Consider the following 22569-nt stretch of genomic DNA (forward strand, 5'->3'; position numbering starts at 1 on the left):
GATAAAGTTCAACCTCCAGGCTATTTAGATAAGGTCCAGGAGGCAAAATTCTCAAATCGCGTATATTCCTTGACAAAGAGCAACTGAACGGTACCTGTGGGACCGTTTCTGTGCTTTGCTATTATTAGGTCGGCCACGTCTTGGCCGTCTTCCTTATCGGGTTCGTAATAACCCTTTCTGTAAAGAAAGATAACCAAATCTGCGTCTTGCTCAATGGCGCCGCTGTCCCTCAAGTCTGCAAGTTGAGGTTTTTTGTCCTGTCTCTGCTCTACGGCACGAGACAGCTGCGAAAGGGCGATAACGGGCACGTTCAATTCCCTTGCCACTCCCTTTAGAGCCCTCGATATCTCGGCCACTTCCTGCTGCTTGTTCTCTACCCTTCTAGACAAGTTCATCAATTGGAGGTAGTCGACTATTATCAAACCCAGCTTTGGGTGTTGTGCCTTAAACCTCCTGGCCCTAGCACGAAGGTCCAGCGTGGACAAAAAGGAGCTGTCGTCGATATAGATGGGAGCTTCAGACAGCATGCCGGCGGCATTTGCCAGGATATCCCATGTCCCCCTTGGCAAAGCGCCTGTTCGCATATCGTGGATGTTAACCTTGGCCTCCGAAGCCAAAAGCCTATGCGACAGCTGCTCTGCGCTCATTTCAAGGCTAAATATCAGCACGGGTGTTTCTTGCTTTATTGCGACATATTGAGCTATGTTCAAAGCCAGTGCCGTCTTTCCCATTGAAGGGCGAGCCGCCAAAATAATCAGGGATCCGCCCTGCAAGCCGCCAGTGATGCGATCGAGATCTATATAGCCCGTAGGAAGGCCGGTTACGACGCTGCCCCCAAAAAACCTATCTTCCAATTCTTTAAAGGAAGATTTCAATACTTCTCCCAATGCCTTAAAAACCACTAAATTCCCGCGAGTTGCAACATCAAAGACTGCCCTTTCGGCTTCGTCAAGCACCTCTTCTATTTCCGCTTCTTCGGCATACCCCAACTTCGTGATGTAGGTCCCGACCTGAATCATCTTCCTATGTACAGACTTGTCCCTAACTATTCGCGCATGATACTCCACATTAGCAGTGGTTGGGACCGCATCTATCAACGAAGCTACAAAGGACTGTCCCCCCAGCTTATCGAAAAGGCCTCGTTTTTTTGCCTCCTCAATAAAGGTAAGAGGATCGACCGCTTTGTCTTTTTGAACCATCTCAGAGATGATATCATACGCCAACTGATGTATGGCATCATAAAAATCGTCTTTCCGCAATGTCTCGATCACGTAAATGGCAGCGTCCTTGTCAAGCAAACAGGACCCCAAGACTGCCCTCTCGGCATCTAGATTATGCGGCATTATCCTGTCAATTCCCTGCTCCAATACCTTCATGCCTCCACTTTTAAGGTCATTCCCACCTCAACACTTGGGTGCAGCTTTATCTTTAAGGGATAAACCCCTAATTCCTTAATGGGCTCTTCAAGTTTTATCAGCTTTTTATCTATCTCAACGCCCAGCTGTTTTGATATAGCTTCGCTAACATGTGCGTTGGTCACACTTCCAAAGAGCTTTCCCTTCTCCCCGGCACTGACATGCACTACCACTTGCTTACCCTGCAGCAGTTTGGCCTTTTCGCGAGCTTCCAGCTCCATCTTCTTCGCTCGTTTCTCTTCTGTCCTTTTGATCTCCTCCAGTGCCTTGATCTTGTCCGGCGTAGCCTCTTCCGCCAAACCCCTGGGTATCAGGTAATTCCTTGCGTAGCCGTCCGAGACTTTAACGATATCTCCCCTTTTTCCTAACTTTTCGACATCCTGCTTTAAGATAACCTGCAATCAGCTCACCTCCCAATTTTTGCACGCAGATCTATTAGTATATCCGCGAAACCTAACATTATCACCGCTACCGACAAAACCGGGATAAACATCACAGCCGCAACAACAACAACTCCAACCCATGGTTTTATCTTCTGCTTAGACATCTTTGATAATATGTACCAAACCGTTGCCATTCCCTGAACCATAAAGATCATTATCGAAATGACCTTCAAGTTCAAGGCAAGCATATATAGCACACCAATATTATTACCGCTGTGGTCGAAAAAGGAAAGAACGAAGGCGATGAAAAAGGCAAAGAGGGTGCTCTTGGGGAAACGCCATTCACCGAAGGGCGGCACCTTCGGCAATGAGGTAATCTTAAACCTCCCGGCTACCTTTTGACTTATCAAATAACTTATCACGCAATCTAAAAACGAAGCTGCTATCAGGATGGCCGGAAGGATGTAAACCATCACCTTGCTCATGGCCTCAACCTGCATTCGCATCGTTTCAAAGAAAGCCTTACTGCTGCCGGAAAACAGGGCTTCTGCTTCATTGAATGCTTCCATTATGGCTTTAGGGTCAATCGCAAAGGGGTTAACGCCAGTAATGAGCTTTACCAATGCCATTAAGATCAACTTGCTGAACAAGGAAACTAAGAAACCGTAAAACAATATCTCCGAGACCTTATCGAATCGATGTCCGAAAAAGCCCAACATTACACCCATCAAGGCAAACCCGAAGACAAACAATACCCCGCCTAGCACGCCCATGAAAAGCGTGACAAGGACAAATGCCACGAAAGTGCCCATAAAAGCGTTCTTAAGCGGGACTTTAAGGCCCAAGATCACCAATGGCACAGGGCAAAAAAGCGATAACAAAACCCCAACGACTGGCAAAAAATGGCTTGCCAGGAATAAGACGACAGATAGGGCAACCAATAGGGACGATTCTACCAATGCTTTGGTGTCTCTCATCTGAATACCTCCTGGTAAAAAAAGGGGGAGAAAGCCTTCTCCCCTAAGATCTCGCCAATATGATCGTTTAAGAAACTATGCTATTCTACCGTGAAAGGAAGCAGGGCCATAAACCTAGCCCGCTTGATGGCCCTGGCAAGCTGCCTTTGGTGTTTGGCACAATTTCCCGTCACCCTATGAGGCAGTATCTTTCCCCTTTCGGTCAAAAACTTCTTAAGCTGCTCGACGTTTTTGTAATCAACATGCTCTACTTTATTCGCACAAAAGGTACACACCTTTGGGCGACGTTTACGACGCTTAAATTCCGCCATATGCATTTAACCTCCTTTTTGGAAACGCTAAAATGGGATGTCGGCCTCTTCTCCTTCGTCATTTACATCGGATATATCGGTCGGAAATTCTTCCGGAAACTCATCCCTCAGGCTCCCTATGCTAGAAGCAGGTTCCTTAAATCCACCGTAATCCAAATCCTGTGATTCGCGGGAACCGCTGCCCAAGAACACTACGCTTTGGGCTACCACCTCGGTCACCCAGCGCTTCTCTCCGCTCTGGGTTTGGTAATTTCTGACCTGAAGACGTCCCTCAACCAGCACGGGACGGCCCTTACGCAGATATTTCTCGCAATTTTCGGCCTGGTTGCCCCATACCACCACAGGGATAAAATCCGTATGATCCTGCTGGTTGCCCTCGTGATCCTTCCAGCTGCGGCCAACAGCCACCGTGAGCCTTGCCACAGCCTGTTTGGAGGCAGTATATCTAATCTCAGGATCACGAGCGAGGTTGCCCATCAAAATTATCCTGTTATAACCGCGTGCCATTTATCATCTTCTCCTATTCCTCATCGAGGCGCACTATCAGATGCCTCAAAACCCGATCGCGCAGCTTCAACAGTCGATCGATCTCACTTATCTTGGAGGGCTCAAGGTTAAAGTCGAGCAAGGCATAATAGCCTTCGATCTGCTTGTTTACGGGGTAAGCCAATCTCCTCTTGCCCCATATGTCCGCCTTTAAAAATTCCCCCCCTAAGCCCTTGATCACTTCCGATATCTCATCGACTTGAGCTTTGACTTCCTCCGTATCGGGATGGATTAGCACCATCAATTCGTAAGGTCGCATATCATTAACACCTCCTCCCTTTGGCCTTTAAAGATCCCCTTACCAAAAAGGGGATAGGGATACCAGCGATAAAGCATTATAAGCGGAAATGCCAAATTTAACAATATATATTCGGTTAATCTTAGGCTCAATTGAGCGGATTGTCCTTTCCGTCTTCCTCTGGTTCGAAATATTTTAAAATGTATATCCTCTCACCCGGAAGGACAAGGTTGAATTCCTGACGTGCCAGCCTGGCTATACCCTCGGGCGTGCTATAGTAGGCAATCTTTTCGTTCTTATCATATATGTCCAACCTCAAGCGGACCAAAGTCTGAACCCGCTCGTCAATACAACGGGACAGCTCATTGAGCTTTTTAAGCTCACGGGTATAGCCGTTAAGCAGTATCAAAAAAATCATCAACGAAAAAAGCGTTACCGCAATCCACCTAAGCCTAAACATCTACATCGCTTCTGGGGCATTGATCTTCAGGAGCTGCAAGACGTTAAGCAATACGATCTGGACCGCACGCACCAAAAGCAACCTGGCATCCGTCAAAGGTCTTTCTTCTCCCAAAACCCTATGGGCATTATAGAAGGAATGAAACGCCTTGGCCAAATCGTAAACATAGTAGACGATTATGTGCGGGGCCAGTTCATTGGCAGCCTTTAGTATTTCTTCGGGGAAGCGGGCAAGACATTTGACAAGCGCCTTCTCTTCCTCGGTGACAAGCACGGAGAAGTCGACCTTTTCCGGGTCAGCCATATCAATGCCCCTTGAAGCTGCCTCCTTAAATATGCTGTGTATCCTTGCGCTGGCATATTGAACGTAATAAACGGGGTTATCGGTAGATGCGCTCTTTGCCAGGTCTATGTCGAAGTCTAGGTGAGAGTCGCACTTTCGCATCAAGAAAAAGTAGCGCATTGCATCTACGCCAACCTCGTCCATGATTTCCCGCAGGGTCACAAACTGGCCTGACCTGGTGGACATGGGAACCATTTTCCCATCCTTAATCAGGCTCACAAACTGGATCAAAAGGATCTGCAGTGCATCGGGAGATTTGCCAAGGGCCTGAACGGCAGCCTTCATGCGAGGGACATATCCGTGATGGTCGGCACCCCAAACGTCTATGACAAGGTCGAAGCCTCTATCAAACTTGTCCTTATGATAGGCCACATCTGAGGCAAAATATGTAGGCTCTCCCGTGGACCTGATCAATACCCTGTCCTTTTCATCGCCAAATTGCGTCGACCTATACCATATGGCCCCATCCTTTTCATAGGCAAGCCCTCTTTCTTTAAGAAAATTCACCATCTCTTCGATGAGGCCCCGCTCATACAGGGATTTTTCCGAAAACCAAACGTCAAATCTAACGCGAAAATCTTCCAAATCCCTCTTTATTCCATCCAGTATTACCTTGACGGCAAAGTCCTTGAAGTATCCCAAGGACTCATCCAGCGGGACATGCAGGAACTTATCTCCTTCCCTGTCTATGATCTCTTGGGCTATCTCGTAAATGTAGTCACCTTTATAGCCATCCTCCGGAAAAGGCGCTTCTTCAGGCCTGCCAAGGATCTCGAAATATCTAGATTGGACAGATTTGCCAAGCATCTTCATTTGAAGGCCGGCATCGTTGATGTAATATTCCCTTTCCACATACCACCCGGCAAAGGACAAGACGCTTGCCGTTACATCTCCCACGACAGCGCCTCTACCGTGGCCTATGTGCAATGGCCCCGTAGGGTTGGCGCTGACGAATTCGACCTGGGCCTTCTTGCCCTTCCCCACATCGGCCTTGCCATAGTCGTTGCCCTTGCGAAGTATCTCCTTTATGAGGTTCGCCATCCATGCATCTGAAAGGAAAAAGTTTATAAAACCCGGGCCGGCTATCTCAACTTTATCGACATAATCGCCTTTGTCTATATGCGAGACTATCTTGGCGGCCACATCCCTGGGCTTTATGCCCCAATGACGGGAAAGGAGCATAGCCACATTTGTGGCATAATCGCCCTGATTCTCCCGACGGGGTCTTTCTATTATCACTTCCATCCCCTCAGGAACGGCAAGGCCCTCGTCCTCAGCTGTCGAGCGTATTGCTTGAGATATAAGATTTCTTATAAAGGACTCAACGTCAGTCATCGATCCACCCTCCGTCATCTTTTGCGAATGGGAATAGCCATATTGTTCCATTGTTGTAACGCCTTAAGGCCAGCGCGCAATGAAGAGAAGGCTTCCTCATCCATGGAAGTTTCGTCTACTAAAAATCTCCATTTAGCTTCCACAATTCTACCACGACTTTTTTCGTCAACAGACTGTTCCCACTTGATTTTGCCATTCAGTTTAGATGACAGCAACGGCATCGAAAGAACTTGGTGGCCTTGAGGCAATCGTATGGTCGAAACCTCTTCGATCAGGAAGGGAAAGCGCAACTTCGATCCCACATCCAAGTTGTTCAATACGCTTAAGCCATCAAAGGTGATGGATGGCGTCCTAAGGAGCATTCGATCGCTATCAGCAATACCAAGCAAACCGCTAACCGGATACGTCATGGTAATTTCATTTGATTTAACGGAAACTTTAACGTCCTCCCATTCGACGCTTAATTGCGACGGATATAAATGGACAATGGACGACACCTTGGAAAATTCGCCATCTTTGCCAAATATTACATGGGGCCAGGCACCGGTAAATGTCAGCTCCAGGGTTCCATCGACCTTGCCCGAATCATGCAACTGCAAATTCCATTTGGATCTTAACCTATGATCTGCCACGTTGCCGATGCTCAGCTGTTTGAACTTTATATCCGTACCGTCATAGTAACATAACGTCCTGCCCCATAGGGAATCGGGGATCAAATTGCCCTCCGTTAAGGAGCTGCCTAAATCCAAAAACTTGTACGAACTGCTTCCGGGCATCTTAACTTCAAGCACCGGCCTTGATATCAGATTCGGCGTCCCAGGGACGTTTTCCTTCGGAATGAACATCGGCAACCAGTTGATGCGCACATCCCATCCGGCCGCAGAAAGCCAGTTGGCGAGCAATACGTTCCTCTCCCATGCAGTCCAGGGCCCCTCTTTGGGCATAGACTCGGCGTTTCGCCTTAAGTTATAAAGTTCGGGACCATCGATGAGCAGATTTTTGCCCTTGGCCCACTCCAGTATTTCTCTGCCGCTTTTTGACCTATCTCCTCTATTTAAGGCCCTGTTTACCGCCTCCGGAACTACGGAGCGTAGGCTAGCAGCCCAATCCTCCAACGGCTTGATGACGTTGATCCAGCCGCTTCGCATGCTGAAGGCAATGCAGTTGGCCTCATCATTCATTAAGTCAAACCCATCTAATGCAGGACGGTTGATGAACTCCCATAGATAGGTGTCCTCGACGCCCCCTGTCAGCTTTGGCTCAGCCTTGGCATTCCCCCCAAAAGCCCATGAAAGGGAGGAATTGTGCGGCACGCTTACAGTTACGACTACCCTCCACTGGGGCAGATCAAGATCTATTGGAACGACGTCGTCAACGTTCCATTTATCGGGACATTCCTTCCTATAACAGAGCGAAAGAACATGGGGTACATCCAAAGGAGGAATATCGATCTCATACCAAGATATGCCCTGGCTATTCACTCTCCTAGGAGAAAGGGTGGCAATTAACTTGAACTCCACGGGATCGTAAATCGCGGCTTCCGTGATCTCAAGCTTCTCGTTCCCTGCGTAAGGAATTTTCCAGCTGCCTAACTGATCGCAAAGGGGCGATTCCGAGTAGATTAACCACCTCGCGGTCTCTATCAATGTACCGTCTGCAAGCATTTTATACTCTTGGCTTCTGTGCCATACCATCGCCCCCACATCCCTTCCGTATGCCGTGAGGGGGGGTACCTGTTGCACATATTGTCTTATCAGCGCCAAAGAATCATCCTCGGCCTCAGCTGAGACCGCGGTAAAAATTGATGCGCTTAACATCAGCAGAAAAAGAAAAATTGCCCTGGACGATATCCTCTTATGTCTAGGGATGACCCGCATGATTTACGCATTCCTTCCACAGCAGTATTTGTACTTCTTTCCGCTCCCGCAGGGACAAGGGTCGTTGCGTCCAACTTTTTGAACTTTCTTTGCCGTATCGATGTTTGCCCTGTCGTTCGAATGAGATGCCCTCGCAGCGCCTGCCATAACCAAATCCCTGCTCAATGTTACAGGCATGGGCCTTTTTTCCTCATGTGCCACGGAAACCTTTAAGGCCAACCTTGCAACCCCCTCTCGGATGCTACCGAGCATCTGCTGGAAGAGGTTATATGACTCGAACTGGTACTCGAGCAAGGGGTCCTTTTGCCCCAGCGCCCTAAGACCTATGCCCCTGCGAAGCTCATCCATGGCAAGGAGATGTTCTTTCCAGTGGGCATCAAGCACGCGCAACAATATCATCTTGAAAATGTTGTTTGCAAGCTCAAGTCCAAGTTCCTCGACCTTGGCATCAAACTCTTCCTTTAACAGCGCTATCATCTTGTCGCGCGCCTCAGGCAGTAAAGCCCTGTCATCCACGCCAGATAAACACTCTGCAATCCTGCCGCTGAACAAGGTTTTAATTTTTATGATAGCGCCATTGGGGTCAGCTTCACCCTCATCGGGGAAATGCTCCTCCAACACTCCGTCAAGGGCATCGGTTATGATCTGCCACGTGTGTTCAATGAGATCATCGGACAAAAGGATTCGCTTTCTTTCATCATATATGGCCATCCTCTGTTGATTCATCACGCTGTCATATTGCAATAACTGCTTTCTTATATCGAAATGATATTGTTCCACCTTCTTTTGAGCCGATTCGATAGCCCTGCTCAAGAGAGGATGGTCTATGGCCTCCCCTTCCTTCATGCCCAGCTTTTCCATTATCCCCTGTATTTTGTCTGACCCAAAGAGGCGAAGCAGGTCGTCTTCCAGGGAAAGGTAAAACCTGGAAGATCCCGGGTCACCCTGGCGGCCGCTGCGCCCACGAAGTTGGTTATCTATCCTCCTGGATTCGTGCCTTTCCGTGCCTATCACGTGAAGGCCACCCAATGCGACGACCTTTTCGTGTTCTTCTTCACATAACTTCTTAAATTCCTCAAGCAAATTGCCGTAGGCTTCCTTGTCGCTTTCGACGTCTATCCCTCTCTTTTGGGCTTCCTCCAAGGCAAGGAACTCAGGATTGCCCCCCAGCAATATGTCGGTACCCCTTCCTGCCATATTGGTAGCAACGGTAACGGCACCTATGCGTCCGGCCTGGGCGATGATCTTGGCCTCTTTTTCGTGATATTTCGCGTTCAAGACCTGATGGGGTATGCGACGAGCCGCTAGCAGCTTGCTCAATTTTTCCGAATTCTCTATAGACGTCGTGCCCACCAAGACAGGCTGCCTTCTTTCGTAACATTCCTTGATTTCATCAGCGACTGCAGCAAACTTTTCGCGCTTTGTCTTGTAAATTACATCGGGCATATCCTGGCGAATCATGGGTTTATGGGTAGGGATGACGACAACTTCCAGGCCGTATATCTCCTTGAACTCCTCAGCTTCGGTGGCGGCGGTACCCGTCATGCCTGCTAATTTATGGTACATTCTAAAGTAATTTTGCAGAGTGATAGTGGCCAGCGTCTGGTTTTCCCTGCCTATGCGCACTCCTTCCTTGGCCTCTATCGCCTGATGCAGGCCATCTGAGTAACGTCGACCGTACATCAGCCTTCCCGTGAACTCGTCAACTATTATTACTTCTCCGTCCTTTACCACATAATGCACGTCTTTTTTAAAGAGATATCGCGCCTTTAGAGCTTGAACTATCTTGTGAAGCAGTTCGGAGGTCTCTACCTCGGCGTAGATATCGTCAATCCCCAGGATTTTCTCGCAATGCCTTATCCCGGCCTCAGTAAGAGCTACGTTTTTTTCCTTCTCGTCCAGCTCGAAGTCCTCGTTCAAAGTCAAAGACCTTGCAATTTTGTCGGCAATTTTGTAGGGCTCAATTGAATCCTCAGAGGGGCCCGATATTATAAGAGGCGTTCTGGCTTCATCTATCAGGATGGAATCGACCTCGTCCACTATGGCGTAGTGATGCCCCCTCTGTACCAACTGCTGTGGCGATATGGCCATATTATCCCTTAAATAATCAAATCCGAACTCGCTGTTGGTGCCGTAGGTAACGTCAGCTTCATAGGCCTTTCGTCTTTCTTCCGCGCTCATGAAGGGATTAATGACCCCAACGGACAATCCCAAAAAGCGGTAGACCTTTCCCATCCACTCTGCATCACGTTTGGCCAAATAATCGTTCACAGTTACGACATGAACGCCCTTGCCTTCCAGTGCGTTCAAAACTACGGGCATCGTGGCCACCAAGGTCTTTCCCTCGCCGGTCTTCATTTCGGCGATCTTTCCCTCGTGCAAAGCTATAGCCCCCATGATTTGCACGTCGAAGTGCCGCATGCCTAAGCTTCGACGCGCTGCTTCCCTAACTATGGCAAACACCCTGCACATCACTTCATCTAAGGGCTGACCGTTTTCTGACACGTTTTTACGTATATAATTGATCTCTCGAACCAGGTCTTCATCGCTCAAAATGGCGATGCTTTCTTCCAAATCATTGACTTCATTTACTATTTGGGAATATCTCTTGAGCGCCCTGTCGTTCGCATCAAGTCCCAGCATCTTCTTTAAACCGTCAAACATACCCTTCACCTCAAGACATAGGATATCCGAAAAACACAAATAAGGGGATCCGCCTTTTGACCTAAGGAACAAAATCCCCTATTTGATATTATCTTTAGTGTTTGTTATGCTTGAACCTAAAGCTCACAGGTCAGAAAGCATCATATACGCAAACACCTTTGCTTCGTTCACGATGTGCTCTATCACGGCATATTCATTAGGCATGTGCGCCACGTCTGCCTCCTGAGCCCACACGGCAGCCGGAATCCCTTGGGATCTGAAGAAGGCCGCACATGTACCTCCTCCAATCCCCCCAATTAGGGGATTTACGCTTAACACATCAGATACGGCTTTGTTCAATAATTTTACCACCGGAGCATCCGCGCTCGTAGGGGGTGCAGCATCGTTTCTCTGCAGGATATCAAGTTCTATCAGGGCAGCGCTTTCTTCGGCTTTACGCCTGCACGTCTCACCTATCACCCTTAGCACGTCGTCTAAGGGGACTCCGGGAAGGATGCGACAATCGAAGGCAAAGACCTCCTTGCCGGGCACTGTATTGACGTTAGCAACGTTAGCCTCTCTCTTTGTGGGCTCGAATGTGGAAATGGAAGGCTCAAAAAGTTTGTCCTGATCCGGAAAGGCCTTGTGTAAAGCCCTGTCCAGATCGACAGAAAGCTCATTTGCTACCCTACAGGCGTTTAATCCCTCGTGAGGCTTACTGGCATGGACCTGCCTTCCAAAGACCTTCACGTTAAACCAAAGTATCGATTTTTCCGCTACCTCTATGAAGTCTCCCTTTTCGGTACCGCCATCGGGAACTACAACCAGGTCCTGCGGCGCAAAGAGGCCATTCTTCAAAAGGTACTGGATGCCGTAACGGCTCCCCATCTCTTCGTCTGCCACAAAGCAAAGGCATATTTCCCTTGCAGGCGTCAAGTTTAGCCTTTTAATGGCATAGGCAGCAAATATAGAGGCAACAATTTCCTGTCCATTATCGTTGGACCCGCGACCGTACACTTTGCCATCCCTGACAACCGGTACAAAGGGGTCAGTTTCCCATAGAGATCTGTCTCCCTCGGGCACCACGTCCATATGTGTTACTATCCAAAGGCGCTCAGCCGATCTGCCAGGCATACGAACCGCTATGTTGGGCCTAAGTCCCCCCTCAGCCCTTGGATCGCTGGCATCGAAGCGTTCCGGAAACCCGAGGCCGAGCGCTCTGATCTGTTGGCTTAAAAAAGCCGCCTTCTCGGCCTCGCCCCTACCTCCGCTATCTGGCGAAATGGCAGGTATCGATATCAAATTACAGAGCAACTGCACCATGTCATCACGCATGGAGTCCAAAACACCCGCAACTTCTTTACTCAACAAGAAAATCTCCCTTCAAGCTCTATTACTTAAGCAAGAATTCTTTGCCCTTTATGAGGTAATCCATCCCCGACCAGATCGTCAAGATCATGGCGATCCACATCATGGCCATTCCGCCCGGAATGCCAAAAAGCATCATGAAGATGGCGATTATCTGGCTTACGGTCTTGGCCTTGCCTCCCTTGGATGCGGCAATGACCACGCCTTCGGCCGCTGCAACCATCCGCAGGCCCGTAACGATGAATTCCCTTGATACGATTACAACGACTATCCATGCAGGCAACCTCTGAAGTTCTACTAAGGCTACCAACGCTGCCATGACTAAAATTTTGTCGGCCAAAGGATCGATGAACTTGCCAAGGTTGGTGACCATCCCATGCTTTCTGGCGATATATCCGTCGGCCATATCCGTAAAGGCAGCTACGATGAATACTATTCCCGCCAAGACGTCGCCATATTTTACCTCCAGGCTCAAGAACACCAACATCAAAGGGACCAGAAACACCCTTGAAAGGCTTAACGCATTCGGCAGATTCATGCTGCCCATCTTAGTGGTAGCAGGCTCCTCAGACACCTAAATATGCCTCCCTTACCTGGGGATTTCGTATCAGCTCGCCGCCCGGTCCTTCCAGCACTACCTCGCCTACCTCCAGGACGTAAGCATAGTGAGCAATGTTCAAAGCAGCGAAAGCATTCTGTTCGACGAGCAAGATCGTCTTCCCCTGAGCATTTATTTCTTTTATTATATCAAATACTTCTTTGACGAGGATCGGCGCAAGTCCCAATGATGGCTCATCCATCATTACCAGATGGGGGCTGCCCATCAATGCCCTCCCCAGGGCAAGCATCTGCTGTTCTCCACCAGACAGGGTCCCGCCCCTTTGCCATACCCTCTCCTTAAGTCGGGGAAAAAGATTGAAGACCCATTCTAGGTCTTTCTTTATCCCCTCATCGTCGCTCCTTAAATATGCCCCTAACATTAGGTTTTCCATTACGGTCAGGTTGGGGAAGATCCTTCTGCCCTCCGGAACCAAAACGATTCCCCTTTCCACTATCTTCTCCGGAGACAGCCTTGATATGTCTTCGCCGTTAAAGATGATGGTCCCGCTTTTTTGTTTTATAAGGCCGGCTATTGCCCTTAAAGTGCTGCTCTTTCCCGCCCCATTTGCCCCGATCAGCGTAACTATGGCCCCATCCGGCACCTCGATGGATATGCCCTTTATGGCGTGAATGCCTCCGTAATAAACGTGGAGATCCTTAATTGTCAACATAACGAGCATACTCCTCTCCAAGGTAAGCTTCAATGACCCTTTTGTTCGACTGAATGAAGGAAGGAGGGCCTTCAGCTATTAACAGGCCATAATCCAATACCCAAATGTGCTCACATATTCCCATGACCACGCGCATATCGTGCTCTATGAGCATTATGGTTAAGCCGAACAAATCCCTTATGGCCCTTATAAAATCCATCAGGGCGTGAGTCTCCTTTGGATTCATCCCGGCAGCGGGCTCATCCAGCAAAAGCAGCTCTGGATCGGTCGCCAGGGCACGCGCTATCTCCAGGCGCCTCTGCTGGCCGTAAGGTAAAGATGTGGCAATTTCGTCGGCAAGGTGTTCTAGCCCGACCTTTTTTAACAGATCCATAGCCTTGCTCCTTATGGTCCTTTCTTTGCTGCGGGTTAACGGGAGCGATAGCGGCGGTTCCCACCATCTAACGGGCACCCTGACGTTACAGGCTACCATCACGTTTTGAAGCACCGTCTCGTTGCCGAAAAGCCTGATATTTTGAAAGGTACGGGCTATGCCCAAAGAACATATTTCGTGGGGGCTTTTGCCCGATATGTCCATTCCCTTGAAAAGGACCCTGCCTGCCGTTGGCTCGTAAAACCCTGTTATCACATTAAACACGGTCGTTTTGCCGGCTCCGTTCGGCCCTATTAAACCAACTATGGAACCTTTGGGCACGTTTATGGAAAGGTCTTTCACGGCAGTTAAACCGCCAAAGGTCATCGTAAGGCCCTCTAATTTTAATATCGAGTCATTCTGCATGCCTTTTTGCCCTCCCAAGAAAGCCAATGATGCCGTCCCAGGTGATCTCCCGCATGCCCATTATGCCTTCGCGCCTAAACAATATTATGAAGATCAGGGCAAGGGAAAATATGACCATCCTCATGCCGGGTATTCCCGGTATGTGAATGGGGCCCAAATCCAGCGGATTTTCAACTATCCTGAGCCATTCCAGCAATACGGTGATCAAAGCACTTGCTATGCACGTGCCCGTTATGGACCCAAGCCCTCCAGCTACCACCATCATGAGGACATTGAAGGTTAAGGTAAACATGTACATCTTGGGGTCTATGGTCGTTATGAAGCTCGCCTGCAGCGCTCCGCCAAGGCCCGCCAGAAAAGAGCCCATGGCAAAGGCTTGAATTTTATACTTGAATACATCGATACCCATGGCCTTAGCCGCTATTTCGTCATCCCTTATTGCTTTAAGGACGTTACCGTAATTGCTATTGATCAACTTGATCATAGAATACAATATTATAATTAAGAAACCGTAATTCCACCAGATATTTGCATAGGGCGGAATGCCCTTTAAGCCAAGTGCTCCATTGGTCACGCTTGGTATGTTGTTTGCTACTACCCTTACTATTTCGGCGAACCCCAACGTAGCTATGCCAAGGTAGTCTCCGCCAAGCCTTAAAATCGGAATGCCCACCAAGATACTGAAGATCGCGGCCACCAACCCGCCCAAAAGGACTGCCACCAAAAAGGGCGCGTGCATCACGGAAAATGGCCACCTGAGAGGTTGCAATATGAATATCATCTGCTTTTGGAGGGGTGGCAGTATCAAAAGCGCACAAGTGTAAGCTCCTATAGCCATAAATCCTGCATGACCCAAGGAAAACATACCTCCAAAACCGTAGATAAGATTAAGCCCCAGGGCCAATATGGTATTTATGGCAATTAAATTTATTATCTGAACCTGATAGCCGGTAAGGCTGTTTTCAGCCCACCATAAAAACAACCCCAACACGGCTACGGCCAATAGGTTCAACGGGACATTGCGCGATGAAGACATCACACCTTCTCCTCCAATCGTTCACCCATTATGCCTGTCGGCCTCAATAACAACAGGAATATCAAAAGGATAAAGGCAAAGGCATCCTTAAATCCCGACAAATTAGGGAAAAAGGCCACTATCATTATCTCCACGAAACCAAGCAACATTCCTCCGATAACTGCACCTTGTATTGAGCCAATGCCGCCTACCACTGCTGCAATAAAGGCCTTAAATCCCGGGATCATACCCATCATCGGATGTACCTGAGGGTACCGAAGCGACCACATGATGCCAGAAGCTGCGGCCAAGGCCGATCCGATCATGAAGGTGATGGCTATCACCTGGTCCACGGAGACGCCCATCAAACGGCTGGTCTCTATGTCCTTGGATATGGCGCGCATGGCAAGGCCGGGCTTAGTCTTGTAGACGACGAAAAGCACCACCAACATTAAAGCAAAGGATATGAAGGGAACTACCAGGGTGAGGGGTAAAAAATGTACTCCCCGTATCAATATTGGCGTTACGAGCCATTCCGGCCGATAGACGGGCCTGGGTATGGCAGAAAAGACTACAATTGCGAAGTTTTGCAAGAAGAAGGAGACTCCGATAGCACTTATGAGCGCCGAGATCCTAGGGGCGTCCCTCAGAGGCCTGTAAGCGCATCTGTCCACCAAGACCCCGCAAAAGGCCGTAACGACAATGGCTGCCGGGACCGCTATAAGCCATGGCAGATGCAAAAGAGTGGTTCCCCAGAACACGAAGTATGCCCCCAACATGAAGATCTCGCCGTGTGCAAAGTTTATAAGCCTTAAAATGCCGTAGACCATTGAATAACCTATGGCGATCAAGGCATACAAGCTCCCAAGGGTGAGGGCATTTAGGAAGTGCTGGATGAACATTTGATAGGACATATCTTTCCTCCCTTTCGCAGGAAACCTTAAAAAGCAGGGGGAGGCACGGCTCCCCCTTTTTTAATTTTTAGCTCCTCCCTTTAAAGACCTCACTTGCCGGTTTCGGGCGGAACTGTAGCAACGTATACCTGCTGGCCATTTTTCACCATCTTGATTCCTACGGCCTTAATTGCGTTGTGATTTTCGTCAATCGTGGTGGAACCGGTGACGCCCACCCAATCCTTCGTCTTTTCCAGTTGTTCCCTTATGGCTTCAGGGTCAGCTTTCCCTGCCCTCTTTATGCAGTCGACGATCAACATATAGCAGTCATACCCCAAGGCAGCATTTGCGTTGGGTTCCTTTTTAAATTTTTCCCTGAAGGCCTTGGTAAATTCCTTGGCTATGGGGTTCATGTCGGGCATCTCTGGAGCGTAGGGGAAAGTCGTGTAGATGAAGCCTTCTACCGCCTCTCCGCCTATCTTGATCATGTCGGGGTTGTCCATGGCATCTCCGCCCATAATATGAAACTTGCCGCCCAATTCCCTGGCTTGCTTCATGATTATGGCCCCTTCGGCAAAGTAGGAAGGTATGTAAAGAAGTTGCGGACCCTTGCTTATAATTTCGGTCAGCTGAGCGGTGAAGTCCTGGTCACCGGATTGATAGTTGAGGTCTGCTACTACCTCTCCGCCCAAATCCAAAAAGGCCTTCTTGAAGAAGGCAGCAAGTCCGACACAGTAGTCCTGAGCTACGTCCTTCAATATGGCAGCCTTTCTGACCCCCAAGGTATTATAGGCATATCTGGCTGCGGCAGCTCCTTGGAAGGGATCGATGAAGCACATGCGGAAATAGTACTTCTTGCCCTGTGTTACCAACGGGTTAGTCGCAGAATCAGTGATGCAGGGAATGCCATATTGCTCGGCAACCTCGCCCCCGGCCATGCACAGGGATGAACCATAGCTTCCGATGATAGCGACAACTTTATCCCTTTCAATGAGGCGTTTGACGGCGTTTGCGGCCTCCACCTTATCGGATTTGTTGTCCACGATGACCAATTCTACCTTTTTGCCCAGCACAGTGGGTGCCTGCTCATGGGCCAGTTGAATGCCCTCGACTGTCAGCTGTCCGCCGAAGGCATTCTGACCGGTAAGCGGCTCATAAACCCCGATCTTGATCACATCTTCAGCAGCATAGGCCATGGTTCCGCAGACCGCCAAAACCAACCCAATGATAATAAGACGCATCAACCCTTTCATCCAAACCCCTCCCTCAATCTTGAAGTGTAATACATGAAACATTTCCACTTGTCACTATTATATACAAACACAATCTACAAGGAAAGCGGACCACTAAAAATAAAAGGGATCCTCACTAGAGGACCCCTTTTATCAGCGCTTTATGCCGTGATATTCTTAAATTATTCCAAGGACTTTGCCAACTTTGGTAAATTTATCCACGGCGAAGTCCAAATCTTTTCTACTGTGCGCCGCTGAGACCATGGCACGCAGCCTCGCCTTGCCTAAGGGAACCGTCGGGTAGGCAATGGACTGTATGAATATGCCCTCATCGAAAAGCTTCAAGCTGAACTCCTTTGCCTTGTTGGCATCGCCAACCATGATGGGCGTTATGGGCGTCTGGGATCTCCCGATGTCGAAGCCTCTTTCTTTTAAGCATTGCTTTAGATAATTGCCGTTTTCCCATAGCTTCTTAACCAGGTCATCACTTTCCTCAAGTATATCGACTGCAGCAATGTTGGCCGCTACGTCGGGTACCGTGAGAGCGCTGCTAAAGAGGTTGGGACGTGCCTTTTGCCGCAGGTATTCGACAAGGGAGGCGCTTCCGGCGACAAACCCTCCAACGACGCCAAAGGCCTTAGAAAGAGTCCCGACCTCCACGTCAACCCTATCGCCCAAGCCGAAGTGGTCCACTATGCCTCTGCCGCCGCGCCCGAGCACGCCTTCACCGTGAGCGTCATCCACCATGACCATGGCACCGTATTTATCGGCCAGATCCACTATCTCGGGCAACGGAGCTATGTCTCCATCCATGGAAAAGACGCCGTCAGTGACTATCAGCTTTCTACAGTTCCTTCCGGCATATTCCTTGAGCTTGGCCTCGAGATCTTTAACGTCGCAATGGGCATATCTCACTATCTCGGCACGGCTCAGCCTGCAGCCGTCGATTATGGAAGCATGATTCAGCTCATCGCTGAATATGAGGTCATCCTTTCCAACCAGCGGCGGAATGGCCGAAAGGTTAGCGCAAAATCCCGACTGAACCACTATTGCAGCTTCGGCACCCTTAAAAGCGGCTAATTTTTTCTCAAGCTCTATGTGTATCGACATGGTGCCGGCTATTGTACGGACGGCGCCCGGGCCAACGCCGTATTTATCGATATACTCCTTCGCCTTCGCGCACAGACGAGGATCGCTACAAAGGCCTAAGTAATTGTTCGAGCACAAGTTTAAAACACGCCTTCCCTCGATCTGTACCCACGGACCCTGAGGACTCTCTATGACCCTTATGTTCACATACAGACCTTCATCCTTTAGGCGTTTAAGTTCTTCATCGACGAACTTCATCTTGGACGACATCCCTGAAATCCCTCCCTGAGATCGTTATGCTTTATCTTATGATAACACCTGGAAACTTTTCGCGCAAAATTTCACTCTCAGGTCCATTGGTCCTCCTTAAATTCTCGTCCATGGCTTTCTCCGGATTAAAGCGTTGGATCGCCCAACGGGCACCTTCCCCGAGATATCCTCGAATGACATGGAGATCGTCGTAATCCAGGAGCGCAGGAACAAATGTGGTACGAAATTCCACCTCCAGACGACAATTTAACAGCATATTAAGGGATCGCTTAATCAAGGACACATCTACATCGCAGCCACAAAGCATATCGTACTTATCCCAAGGAGCCTTTATATCCATTGCTACGGCATTCAGCAAGCCCTCGGACAAAAGCTCCTCCAATGCAAGGGGATTGCTCCCGTTGGTGTCAAGCTTTACCGGTAATCCCATCTCCTTGAAACGCAACAAAAGCCCCTTTAACTTGTTCGGGTTAAGCGTCGGCTCACCGCCACTTATCACGACGCCGTCCAAAAATACCGCTCTCGAAATTATATGCTCTATGACAAGATCCTCATTTAAAGCAGCCGGGCTTCCCTTGACCAGGTATCCGTTATGGCAAAAGGGACAGCTGAAGTTACATCCCGTTAAGAACAGCACTGCCGATACATGCCCTTCCCAATCTATGAACGACGAGGGTATGTAACTTCCTATGTCTCCAGCCCTTAAACTCAAAGCGACCATCTCTTTCTGCTTTCAAGCTCGGCCCTTTTGCCGGCATTCCAGGAGGAGATTTTGGTAAAATACCCCGTTATCCTAGTCACGCCATCGACGTTAGAAGAATGGCATTTGCCGCAAGAAGGCCTCAATCCCCTTTCAACCCTGCCGCAGTCGTTGCATATGGTAAATTCAGGGCTAAATGCGACTTGAGCGTTTTGGGAATGCAGGAACACCTTTCGCACGAAGGAGGCCAATGCCCCGGCATCCGGTTCGTGTTCGCCCATCCATATATGGGTAATGGCACCGGCCTTTATGGAGGGATGATAAAGCCCCTCCTTAATCACCCTGTCTATGGGATCGACTTCCGCTTCGTAGGGTATATGGGTGCTGTTGGTATAAAAGACCTCGTTTCTTTTCACGTTGCCCTTGACCACATCCGCCGCCATGGGAAATTTGTTTAAGTCCAACCTGGCAAACCTGTGAGCCGTACTTTCGGCGGGAGTCTGCTCAAGCACCACCTTAAATCCTGCCCGTTCGGTCAATTCCTGACACTTAAGTTCCATGAATTTAACAATGGCAAGCCCCAGCTCCTCCGCTTCGGCTCCTTCATGAAGTTCTTTTCCTTTCAGTACCCGCACAGTTTCGTTTAAGCCCAAAAGCCCTATGAGATGGCTTGTCTTTTCCATCCTGAGATAGTTTTCGCCGTCATAAGCGACGGTCAGCACGGACAGTGGACCTTTCTCCTTCAGGTCGAGTAAGCTCTGAATAAAGCTTCTTTTTTGGACATGGGCCTTGAATGCCAGCTCCATGAGCTCCTCGAGCAATCCAAAGAAGGTTTGCAGGTCGCCTTGGGATCTGTAGGCAACTCGGGGCAAATTTATGGTAACGTTCTGCAGGGCAGAATATCTCATCTTCCAGGGGGTTTTGGCCTCCTGCAAGTCTTCTTCCGTGAGCTCGAAGGAAAGACGACAGCATTCGCTCAACTTCGTAACGCCGCCCCTGTCGAAGACAAAATAGGTGTTGCCCTTCTTCGATGCCACGAGGCAGGCCAGCTCAAGCATCTCCTCCCACCCCTCTTCCTCGAAAAAGGCATCGGTTATATGAAGCAGCGGTTTGGGGAAAAAGAAGGGCTGCGACCTGCTGTCCCCCTCGAGGTAAACCTCAAAGAGGGCGCGTAAAAAGCGCTTGGATATGGCTGCATAATCGCCGTAAGTCTTGCCCGTAAACTTGCCTCCGGGCCCTATGGCCGGTACGTCTCGGAAATGCTTAGGAATCTCAAAGTAGAGGTTTATGTCAGTGAAAGCGACTTGCCCTCCCCTTCCACCTGCCAATTGATTGAACTCAAATATCAGCATTTGGGCCAATTGGCGCATCTCCCCGTCGCTTAAGCCCTCAAGATAGGGCGCAAAAAACATGTTCACGGCATCCCAGCCTATGGCACCTGCAAAGTTGTTCTGTAACACCGACGTCATCTTAAGCATATGGGCTAGCAAAACATCCGGATGCTTGGCCGGGGAGGAGACGCTGGTTATGGAAGGCAAGTTCAACCCAAATTTGGCGACATAAGCAGGGCTTTGTCCGCTGCAATAAGGCCTTATGACCATTCCAAGGTCATGAAGATGAATGTCGCCTTCCAGGTGAGCACGCGCTACATCAGGAGAAAAGAGCTTGCTCAAGGCGTAATCCTTTATGATCCTTTCGGCTATGGTCAAATTTATGGACTCGGGGTTGTAGGAAGTATTGCTGTTTTCTCTATTGGGCGAAAACATCATTATTTCAAGGTCGTAAACAGGAATTCCCACCTTGGAATGGTCTACCAGATAAACGTCAAGCCCTCTTTGAAAGAGCTTGGCGTTTGCCATCTCCCTTATTATCGAAGTGGTAATCCTATCTTTGCCGCAGCGAATTACCTCTTCCTCAATTTCGGCAGCTATAGAAAAGGCAACTTCCGGATTTACGCCCGCCTCCCTGATCAGGGCATCTCTAATCCTGCCCGCATCCCAAGGGCTACATTCATCCTTGGAGTGAGCCTCAACCATTAAAGCCAAGTCAGTAGATTCCGGCCGATCGAACAAAAATCGTTGTCCGCCTATCCCCGTTTCATAAGAAGAACCTGATTTAGTAAGCGAAGTCATCGCTGGTCCTTACCTCCTTCTTTTTTCTCCAAAAGCTTGGATATCTCATCGATAAAATTTTTTAGGTCAGTAAACTCACGATATACAGATGCAAACCTGACGTAAGCCACATGATGAATGTCCTTCAAGCGATTTGCCACCATCTCGCCAATTGAGGCACTGGATACCTCGCCAACGCCCAACGAATAAAGCTCCTCCTCTATCGAAGAAACTGCGTTTTCCAGGGCCTCCAGGGATACGGGAAGCTTTTCGCAGGCACGTATCATGCCCTTAAGGACCTTTTGCCGGTCAAAGGCTTCCCTTCGACCATCTTTCTTGACCACCAAAAGGACTTTGTTCCTCTCCATTCGTTCGTAGGTGGTGAATCGCCGTCCGCACTTCGGGCATTCCCTTCTCCTTCGGATGACGCTGCCATCCTCCACTGCCCTGGTCTCTATTACCCTACTGTCCTCATAATTACACTTAGGGCAACGCATCTTTTCACCCTACCTATGTGGTATATAGTCGTGACCATTACTATATATAGTGTAACCGCCATCCAAGAGGACATAGAGGTCTTTCAGCTTAAATATGCCCCTATTTTTGGTCCCTGGGGCTCAATGGGCATGCGGGCATATTGATACGGCATGAGACCATGATATTTAGGCAAAAAATAAGGGAAAGACGCTTTGCCGTCTTTCCCTTAAGCCCTGTTGTTCAAGTACCGACTTAAACTTTATGGGGACTTAGAGCTATCCTCGATGCCTTTTGGGGCTCATCTTCTTCTTCTTTCTTATCTCGCTCGGCTTTTCGTAATGTTCATGTTTTCTGGCATCCCGCAGCACACCAACCTTCTTAACCTCTCTTTTAAAGCGGCGCAAGGTATCGTCAATGGACTCATTTTCCCTTCTGTAAACCGTTGTCATCTCTCTCCCCCCTTTCGCTTCTCATGGCAACTTTAACCGGGGGGCCATCCAAATCTGCGTCCAGAAAGCAAGTGAATATGAAGGTGAAATATGCTCTGACACGCCTGGCTCCCGCAATTTATGACTACCCTGTAACCTAAGTCTGCCAACCCCATTCGCTCGGCAACCACATTAACGGCGCTCATGAGGTTTCCCCAAAGGGAAGGATCTTTCACATCTTGAGAGGTCGGAGTATGCACTTTAGGAATTATCAAATAGTGATGCGGCGCCTGCGGCGCTATATCCCTAATTGCAATGATGTCTTCGTTCTCATATACGACATCGCCCTTTATTTCGCCGTTTATGATCTTACAAAACACACAATCCCTCTCCAACAGCTATTCCTCCAA

At 49.0% G+C, this 22569-nt stretch carries 23 protein-coding genes; all 23 read right to left on the reverse strand.

Annotated elements, in window-relative coordinates; translation table 11 throughout:
- Positions 1–20: 20 nt before the first annotated feature.
- Positions 21–1376, reverse strand: coding sequence for a replicative DNA helicase (gene dnaB, locus BUQ78_RS03640; RefSeq protein WP_245529576.1), 1356 nt, complete (start codon positions 1374–1376; stop codon positions 21–23).
- A complete protein-coding gene (gene rplI, locus BUQ78_RS03645) occupies positions 1373–1816 on the reverse strand; it encodes a 50S ribosomal protein L9 (protein ID WP_074199296.1) in 444 nt (147 codons plus the stop codon). Before rplI ends, dnaB begins: the two co-directional genes overlap by 4 nt.
- A gap of 5 nt (positions 1817–1821) precedes the next feature.
- Positions 1822–2775, reverse strand: coding sequence for a YybS family protein (locus BUQ78_RS03650; RefSeq protein ID WP_074199297.1), 954 nt, complete (start codon positions 2773–2775; stop codon positions 1822–1824).
- A gap of 80 nt (positions 2776–2855) precedes the next feature.
- Entirely contained in the window at positions 2856–3086 is a 231-nt protein-coding gene (gene rpsR, locus BUQ78_RS03655) for a 30S ribosomal protein S18 (protein WP_014806268.1), read from the reverse strand.
- Between the two features lie 27 nt (positions 3087–3113).
- Positions 3114–3593: a single-stranded DNA-binding protein gene (locus tag BUQ78_RS03660; RefSeq protein WP_014806267.1), complete on the reverse strand. Its 480-nt coding sequence runs from the start codon at positions 3591–3593 to the stop codon at positions 3114–3116.
- Positions 3594–3606: 13 nt separating this feature from the next.
- The gene (gene rpsF, locus BUQ78_RS03665) at positions 3607–3891 is read right to left on the reverse strand and encodes a 30S ribosomal protein S6 (RefSeq protein ID WP_074199298.1); all 285 of its coding nucleotides are present in this window, start codon (positions 3889–3891) and stop codon (positions 3607–3609) included.
- 127 nt (positions 3892–4018) lie between these two features.
- Positions 4019–4330: a septum formation initiator family protein gene (locus BUQ78_RS03670; protein ID WP_014806264.1), complete on the reverse strand. Its 312-nt coding sequence runs from the start codon at positions 4328–4330 to the stop codon at positions 4019–4021.
- Positions 4331–6007 carry an arginine--tRNA ligase gene (argS, locus tag BUQ78_RS03675; protein WP_074199299.1) on the reverse strand — a complete coding sequence of 559 codons (1677 nt, stop codon included), beginning with the start codon at positions 6005–6007 and terminating at the stop codon, positions 4331–4333.
- A 14-nt stretch (positions 6008–6021) separates the two neighbouring features.
- Positions 6022–7884: a hypothetical protein gene (locus tag BUQ78_RS03680; protein WP_074199300.1), complete on the reverse strand. Its 1863-nt coding sequence runs from the start codon at positions 7882–7884 to the stop codon at positions 6022–6024.
- A gap of 3 nt (positions 7885–7887) precedes the next feature.
- Complete coding sequence (secA, locus tag BUQ78_RS03685) at positions 7888–10548, reverse strand: preprotein translocase subunit SecA (RefSeq protein WP_074199301.1); 2661 nt, start codon at positions 10546–10548, stop codon at positions 7888–7890.
- Positions 10549–10671: 123 nt separating this feature from the next.
- Complete coding sequence (locus tag BUQ78_RS03690; protein ID WP_074199302.1) at positions 10672–11895, reverse strand: M20 family metallo-hydrolase; 1224 nt, start codon at positions 11893–11895, stop codon at positions 10672–10674.
- A 25-nt stretch (positions 11896–11920) separates the two neighbouring features.
- Positions 11921–12442 (reverse strand): CDP-diacylglycerol--glycerol-3-phosphate 3-phosphatidyltransferase, encoded by a 522-nt coding sequence (gene pgsA / locus BUQ78_RS03695; RefSeq protein ID WP_041459873.1) that lies wholly within the window; start codon positions 12440–12442, stop codon positions 11921–11923.
- A 19-nt stretch (positions 12443–12461) separates the two neighbouring features.
- Positions 12462–13166, reverse strand: coding sequence for an ABC transporter ATP-binding protein (locus tag BUQ78_RS03700; protein WP_014806258.1), 705 nt, complete (start codon positions 13164–13166; stop codon positions 12462–12464).
- Positions 13153–13944: an ABC transporter ATP-binding protein gene (locus BUQ78_RS03705; RefSeq protein WP_074199303.1), complete on the reverse strand. Its 792-nt coding sequence runs from the start codon at positions 13942–13944 to the stop codon at positions 13153–13155. The genes BUQ78_RS03700 and BUQ78_RS03705 overlap by 14 nt, the downstream gene beginning before the upstream one ends.
- Positions 13934–14980 (reverse strand): branched-chain amino acid ABC transporter permease, encoded by a 1047-nt coding sequence (locus BUQ78_RS03710; protein WP_014806256.1) that lies wholly within the window; start codon positions 14978–14980, stop codon positions 13934–13936. The genes BUQ78_RS03705 and BUQ78_RS03710 overlap by 11 nt, the downstream gene beginning before the upstream one ends.
- Positions 14980–15873 carry a branched-chain amino acid ABC transporter permease gene (locus tag BUQ78_RS03715; RefSeq protein ID WP_074199304.1) on the reverse strand — a complete coding sequence of 298 codons (894 nt, stop codon included), beginning with the start codon at positions 15871–15873 and terminating at the stop codon, positions 14980–14982. The genes BUQ78_RS03710 and BUQ78_RS03715 overlap by 1 nt, the downstream gene beginning before the upstream one ends.
- A gap of 89 nt (positions 15874–15962) precedes the next feature.
- On the reverse strand, positions 15963–17105 hold the full coding sequence (locus tag BUQ78_RS03720; RefSeq protein ID WP_074199305.1) for an ABC transporter substrate-binding protein: 1143 nt from the start codon (positions 17103–17105) through the stop codon (positions 15963–15965).
- Positions 17106–17261: 156 nt separating this feature from the next.
- Positions 17262–18443, reverse strand: coding sequence for a glycine C-acetyltransferase (locus BUQ78_RS03725; protein WP_074199306.1), 1182 nt, complete (start codon positions 18441–18443; stop codon positions 17262–17264).
- A gap of 31 nt (positions 18444–18474) precedes the next feature.
- Entirely contained in the window at positions 18475–19164 is a 690-nt protein-coding gene (locus tag BUQ78_RS03730; protein ID WP_074199307.1) for an anaerobic ribonucleoside-triphosphate reductase activating protein, read from the reverse strand.
- Entirely contained in the window at positions 19152–21275 is a 2124-nt protein-coding gene (nrdD, locus tag BUQ78_RS03735; RefSeq protein WP_074199308.1) for an anaerobic ribonucleoside-triphosphate reductase, read from the reverse strand. Before nrdD ends, BUQ78_RS03730 begins: the two co-directional genes overlap by 13 nt.
- Positions 21272–21751, reverse strand: coding sequence for a transcriptional regulator NrdR (nrdR, locus tag BUQ78_RS03740; RefSeq protein WP_074199309.1), 480 nt, complete (start codon positions 21749–21751; stop codon positions 21272–21274). Before nrdR ends, nrdD begins: the two co-directional genes overlap by 4 nt.
- Before the next feature lie 255 nt (positions 21752–22006).
- Entirely contained in the window at positions 22007–22180 is a 174-nt protein-coding gene (gene rpsU, locus BUQ78_RS03745; RefSeq protein WP_014806249.1) for a 30S ribosomal protein S21, read from the reverse strand.
- Positions 22181–22212: 32 nt separating this feature from the next.
- Complete coding sequence (locus BUQ78_RS03750) at positions 22213–22554, reverse strand: histidine triad nucleotide-binding protein (protein WP_074199310.1); 342 nt, start codon at positions 22552–22554, stop codon at positions 22213–22215.
- Positions 22555–22569: the final 15 nt, after the last annotated feature.

The sequence above is a fragment of the Acetomicrobium flavidum genome (assembly GCF_900129645.1).
GTDB lineage: Bacteria > Synergistota > Synergistia > Synergistales > Acetomicrobiaceae > Acetomicrobium > Acetomicrobium flavidum.

What these genes read in the sequence shown, in the direction of transcription:
- dnaB (WP_245529576.1), bottom strand. Translation starts at nt 1,376, where the DNA reads ATGAAGGTATTGGAGCAGGGAATTGACAGGATAATGCCGCATAATCTA.
- BUQ78_RS03650 (WP_074199297.1), bottom strand. Translation starts at nt 2,775, where the DNA reads ATGAGAGACACCAAAGCATTGGTAGAATCGTCCCTATTGGTTGCCCTA.
- rpsR (WP_014806268.1), bottom strand. Translation starts at nt 3,086, where the DNA reads ATGGCGGAATTTAAGCGTCGTAAACGTCGCCCAAAGGTGTGTACCTTT.
- BUQ78_RS03660 (WP_014806267.1), bottom strand. Translation starts at nt 3,593, where the DNA reads ATGGCACGCGGTTATAACAGGATAATTTTGATGGGCAACCTCGCTCGT.
- rpsF (WP_074199298.1), bottom strand. Translation starts at nt 3,891, where the DNA reads ATGCGACCTTACGAATTGATGGTGCTAATCCATCCCGATACGGAGGAA.
- BUQ78_RS03670 (WP_014806264.1), bottom strand. Translation starts at nt 4,330, where the DNA reads ATGTTTAGGCTTAGGTGGATTGCGGTAACGCTTTTTTCGTTGATGATT.
- argS (WP_074199299.1), bottom strand. Translation starts at nt 6,007, where the DNA reads ATGACTGACGTTGAGTCCTTTATAAGAAATCTTATATCTCAAGCAATA.
- BUQ78_RS03680 (WP_074199300.1), bottom strand. Translation starts at nt 7,884, where the DNA reads ATGCGGGTCATCCCTAGACATAAGAGGATATCGTCCAGGGCAATTTTT.
- secA (WP_074199301.1), bottom strand. Translation starts at nt 10,548, where the DNA reads ATGTTTGACGGTTTAAAGAAGATGCTGGGACTTGATGCGAACGACAGG.
- pgsA (WP_041459873.1), bottom strand. Translation starts at nt 12,442, where the DNA reads ATGGGCAGCATGAATCTGCCGAATGCGTTAAGCCTTTCAAGGGTGTTT.
- BUQ78_RS03700 (WP_014806258.1), bottom strand. Translation starts at nt 13,166, where the DNA reads ATGTTGACAATTAAGGATCTCCACGTTTATTACGGAGGCATTCACGCC.
- BUQ78_RS03705 (WP_074199303.1), bottom strand. Translation starts at nt 13,944, where the DNA reads ATGCAGAATGACTCGATATTAAAATTAGAGGGCCTTACGATGACCTTT.
- BUQ78_RS03710 (WP_014806256.1), bottom strand. Translation starts at nt 14,980, where the DNA reads ATGTCTTCATCGCGCAATGTCCCGTTGAACCTATTGGCCGTAGCCGTG.
- BUQ78_RS03715 (WP_074199304.1), bottom strand. Translation starts at nt 15,873, where the DNA reads ATGTCCTATCAAATGTTCATCCAGCACTTCCTAAATGCCCTCACCCTT.
- BUQ78_RS03720 (WP_074199305.1), bottom strand. Translation starts at nt 17,105, where the DNA reads ATGAAAGGGTTGATGCGTCTTATTATCATTGGGTTGGTTTTGGCGGTC.
- BUQ78_RS03725 (WP_074199306.1), bottom strand. Translation starts at nt 18,443, where the DNA reads ATGTCGTCCAAGATGAAGTTCGTCGATGAAGAACTTAAACGCCTAAAG.
- BUQ78_RS03730 (WP_074199307.1), bottom strand. Translation starts at nt 19,164, where the DNA reads ATGGTCGCTTTGAGTTTAAGGGCTGGAGACATAGGAAGTTACATACCC.
- nrdD (WP_074199308.1), bottom strand. Translation starts at nt 21,275, where the DNA reads ATGACTTCGCTTACTAAATCAGGTTCTTCTTATGAAACGGGGATAGGC.
- nrdR (WP_074199309.1), bottom strand. Translation starts at nt 21,751, where the DNA reads ATGCGTTGCCCTAAGTGTAATTATGAGGACAGTAGGGTAATAGAGACC.
- rpsU (WP_014806249.1), bottom strand. Translation starts at nt 22,180, where the DNA reads ATGACAACGGTTTACAGAAGGGAAAATGAGTCCATTGACGATACCTTG.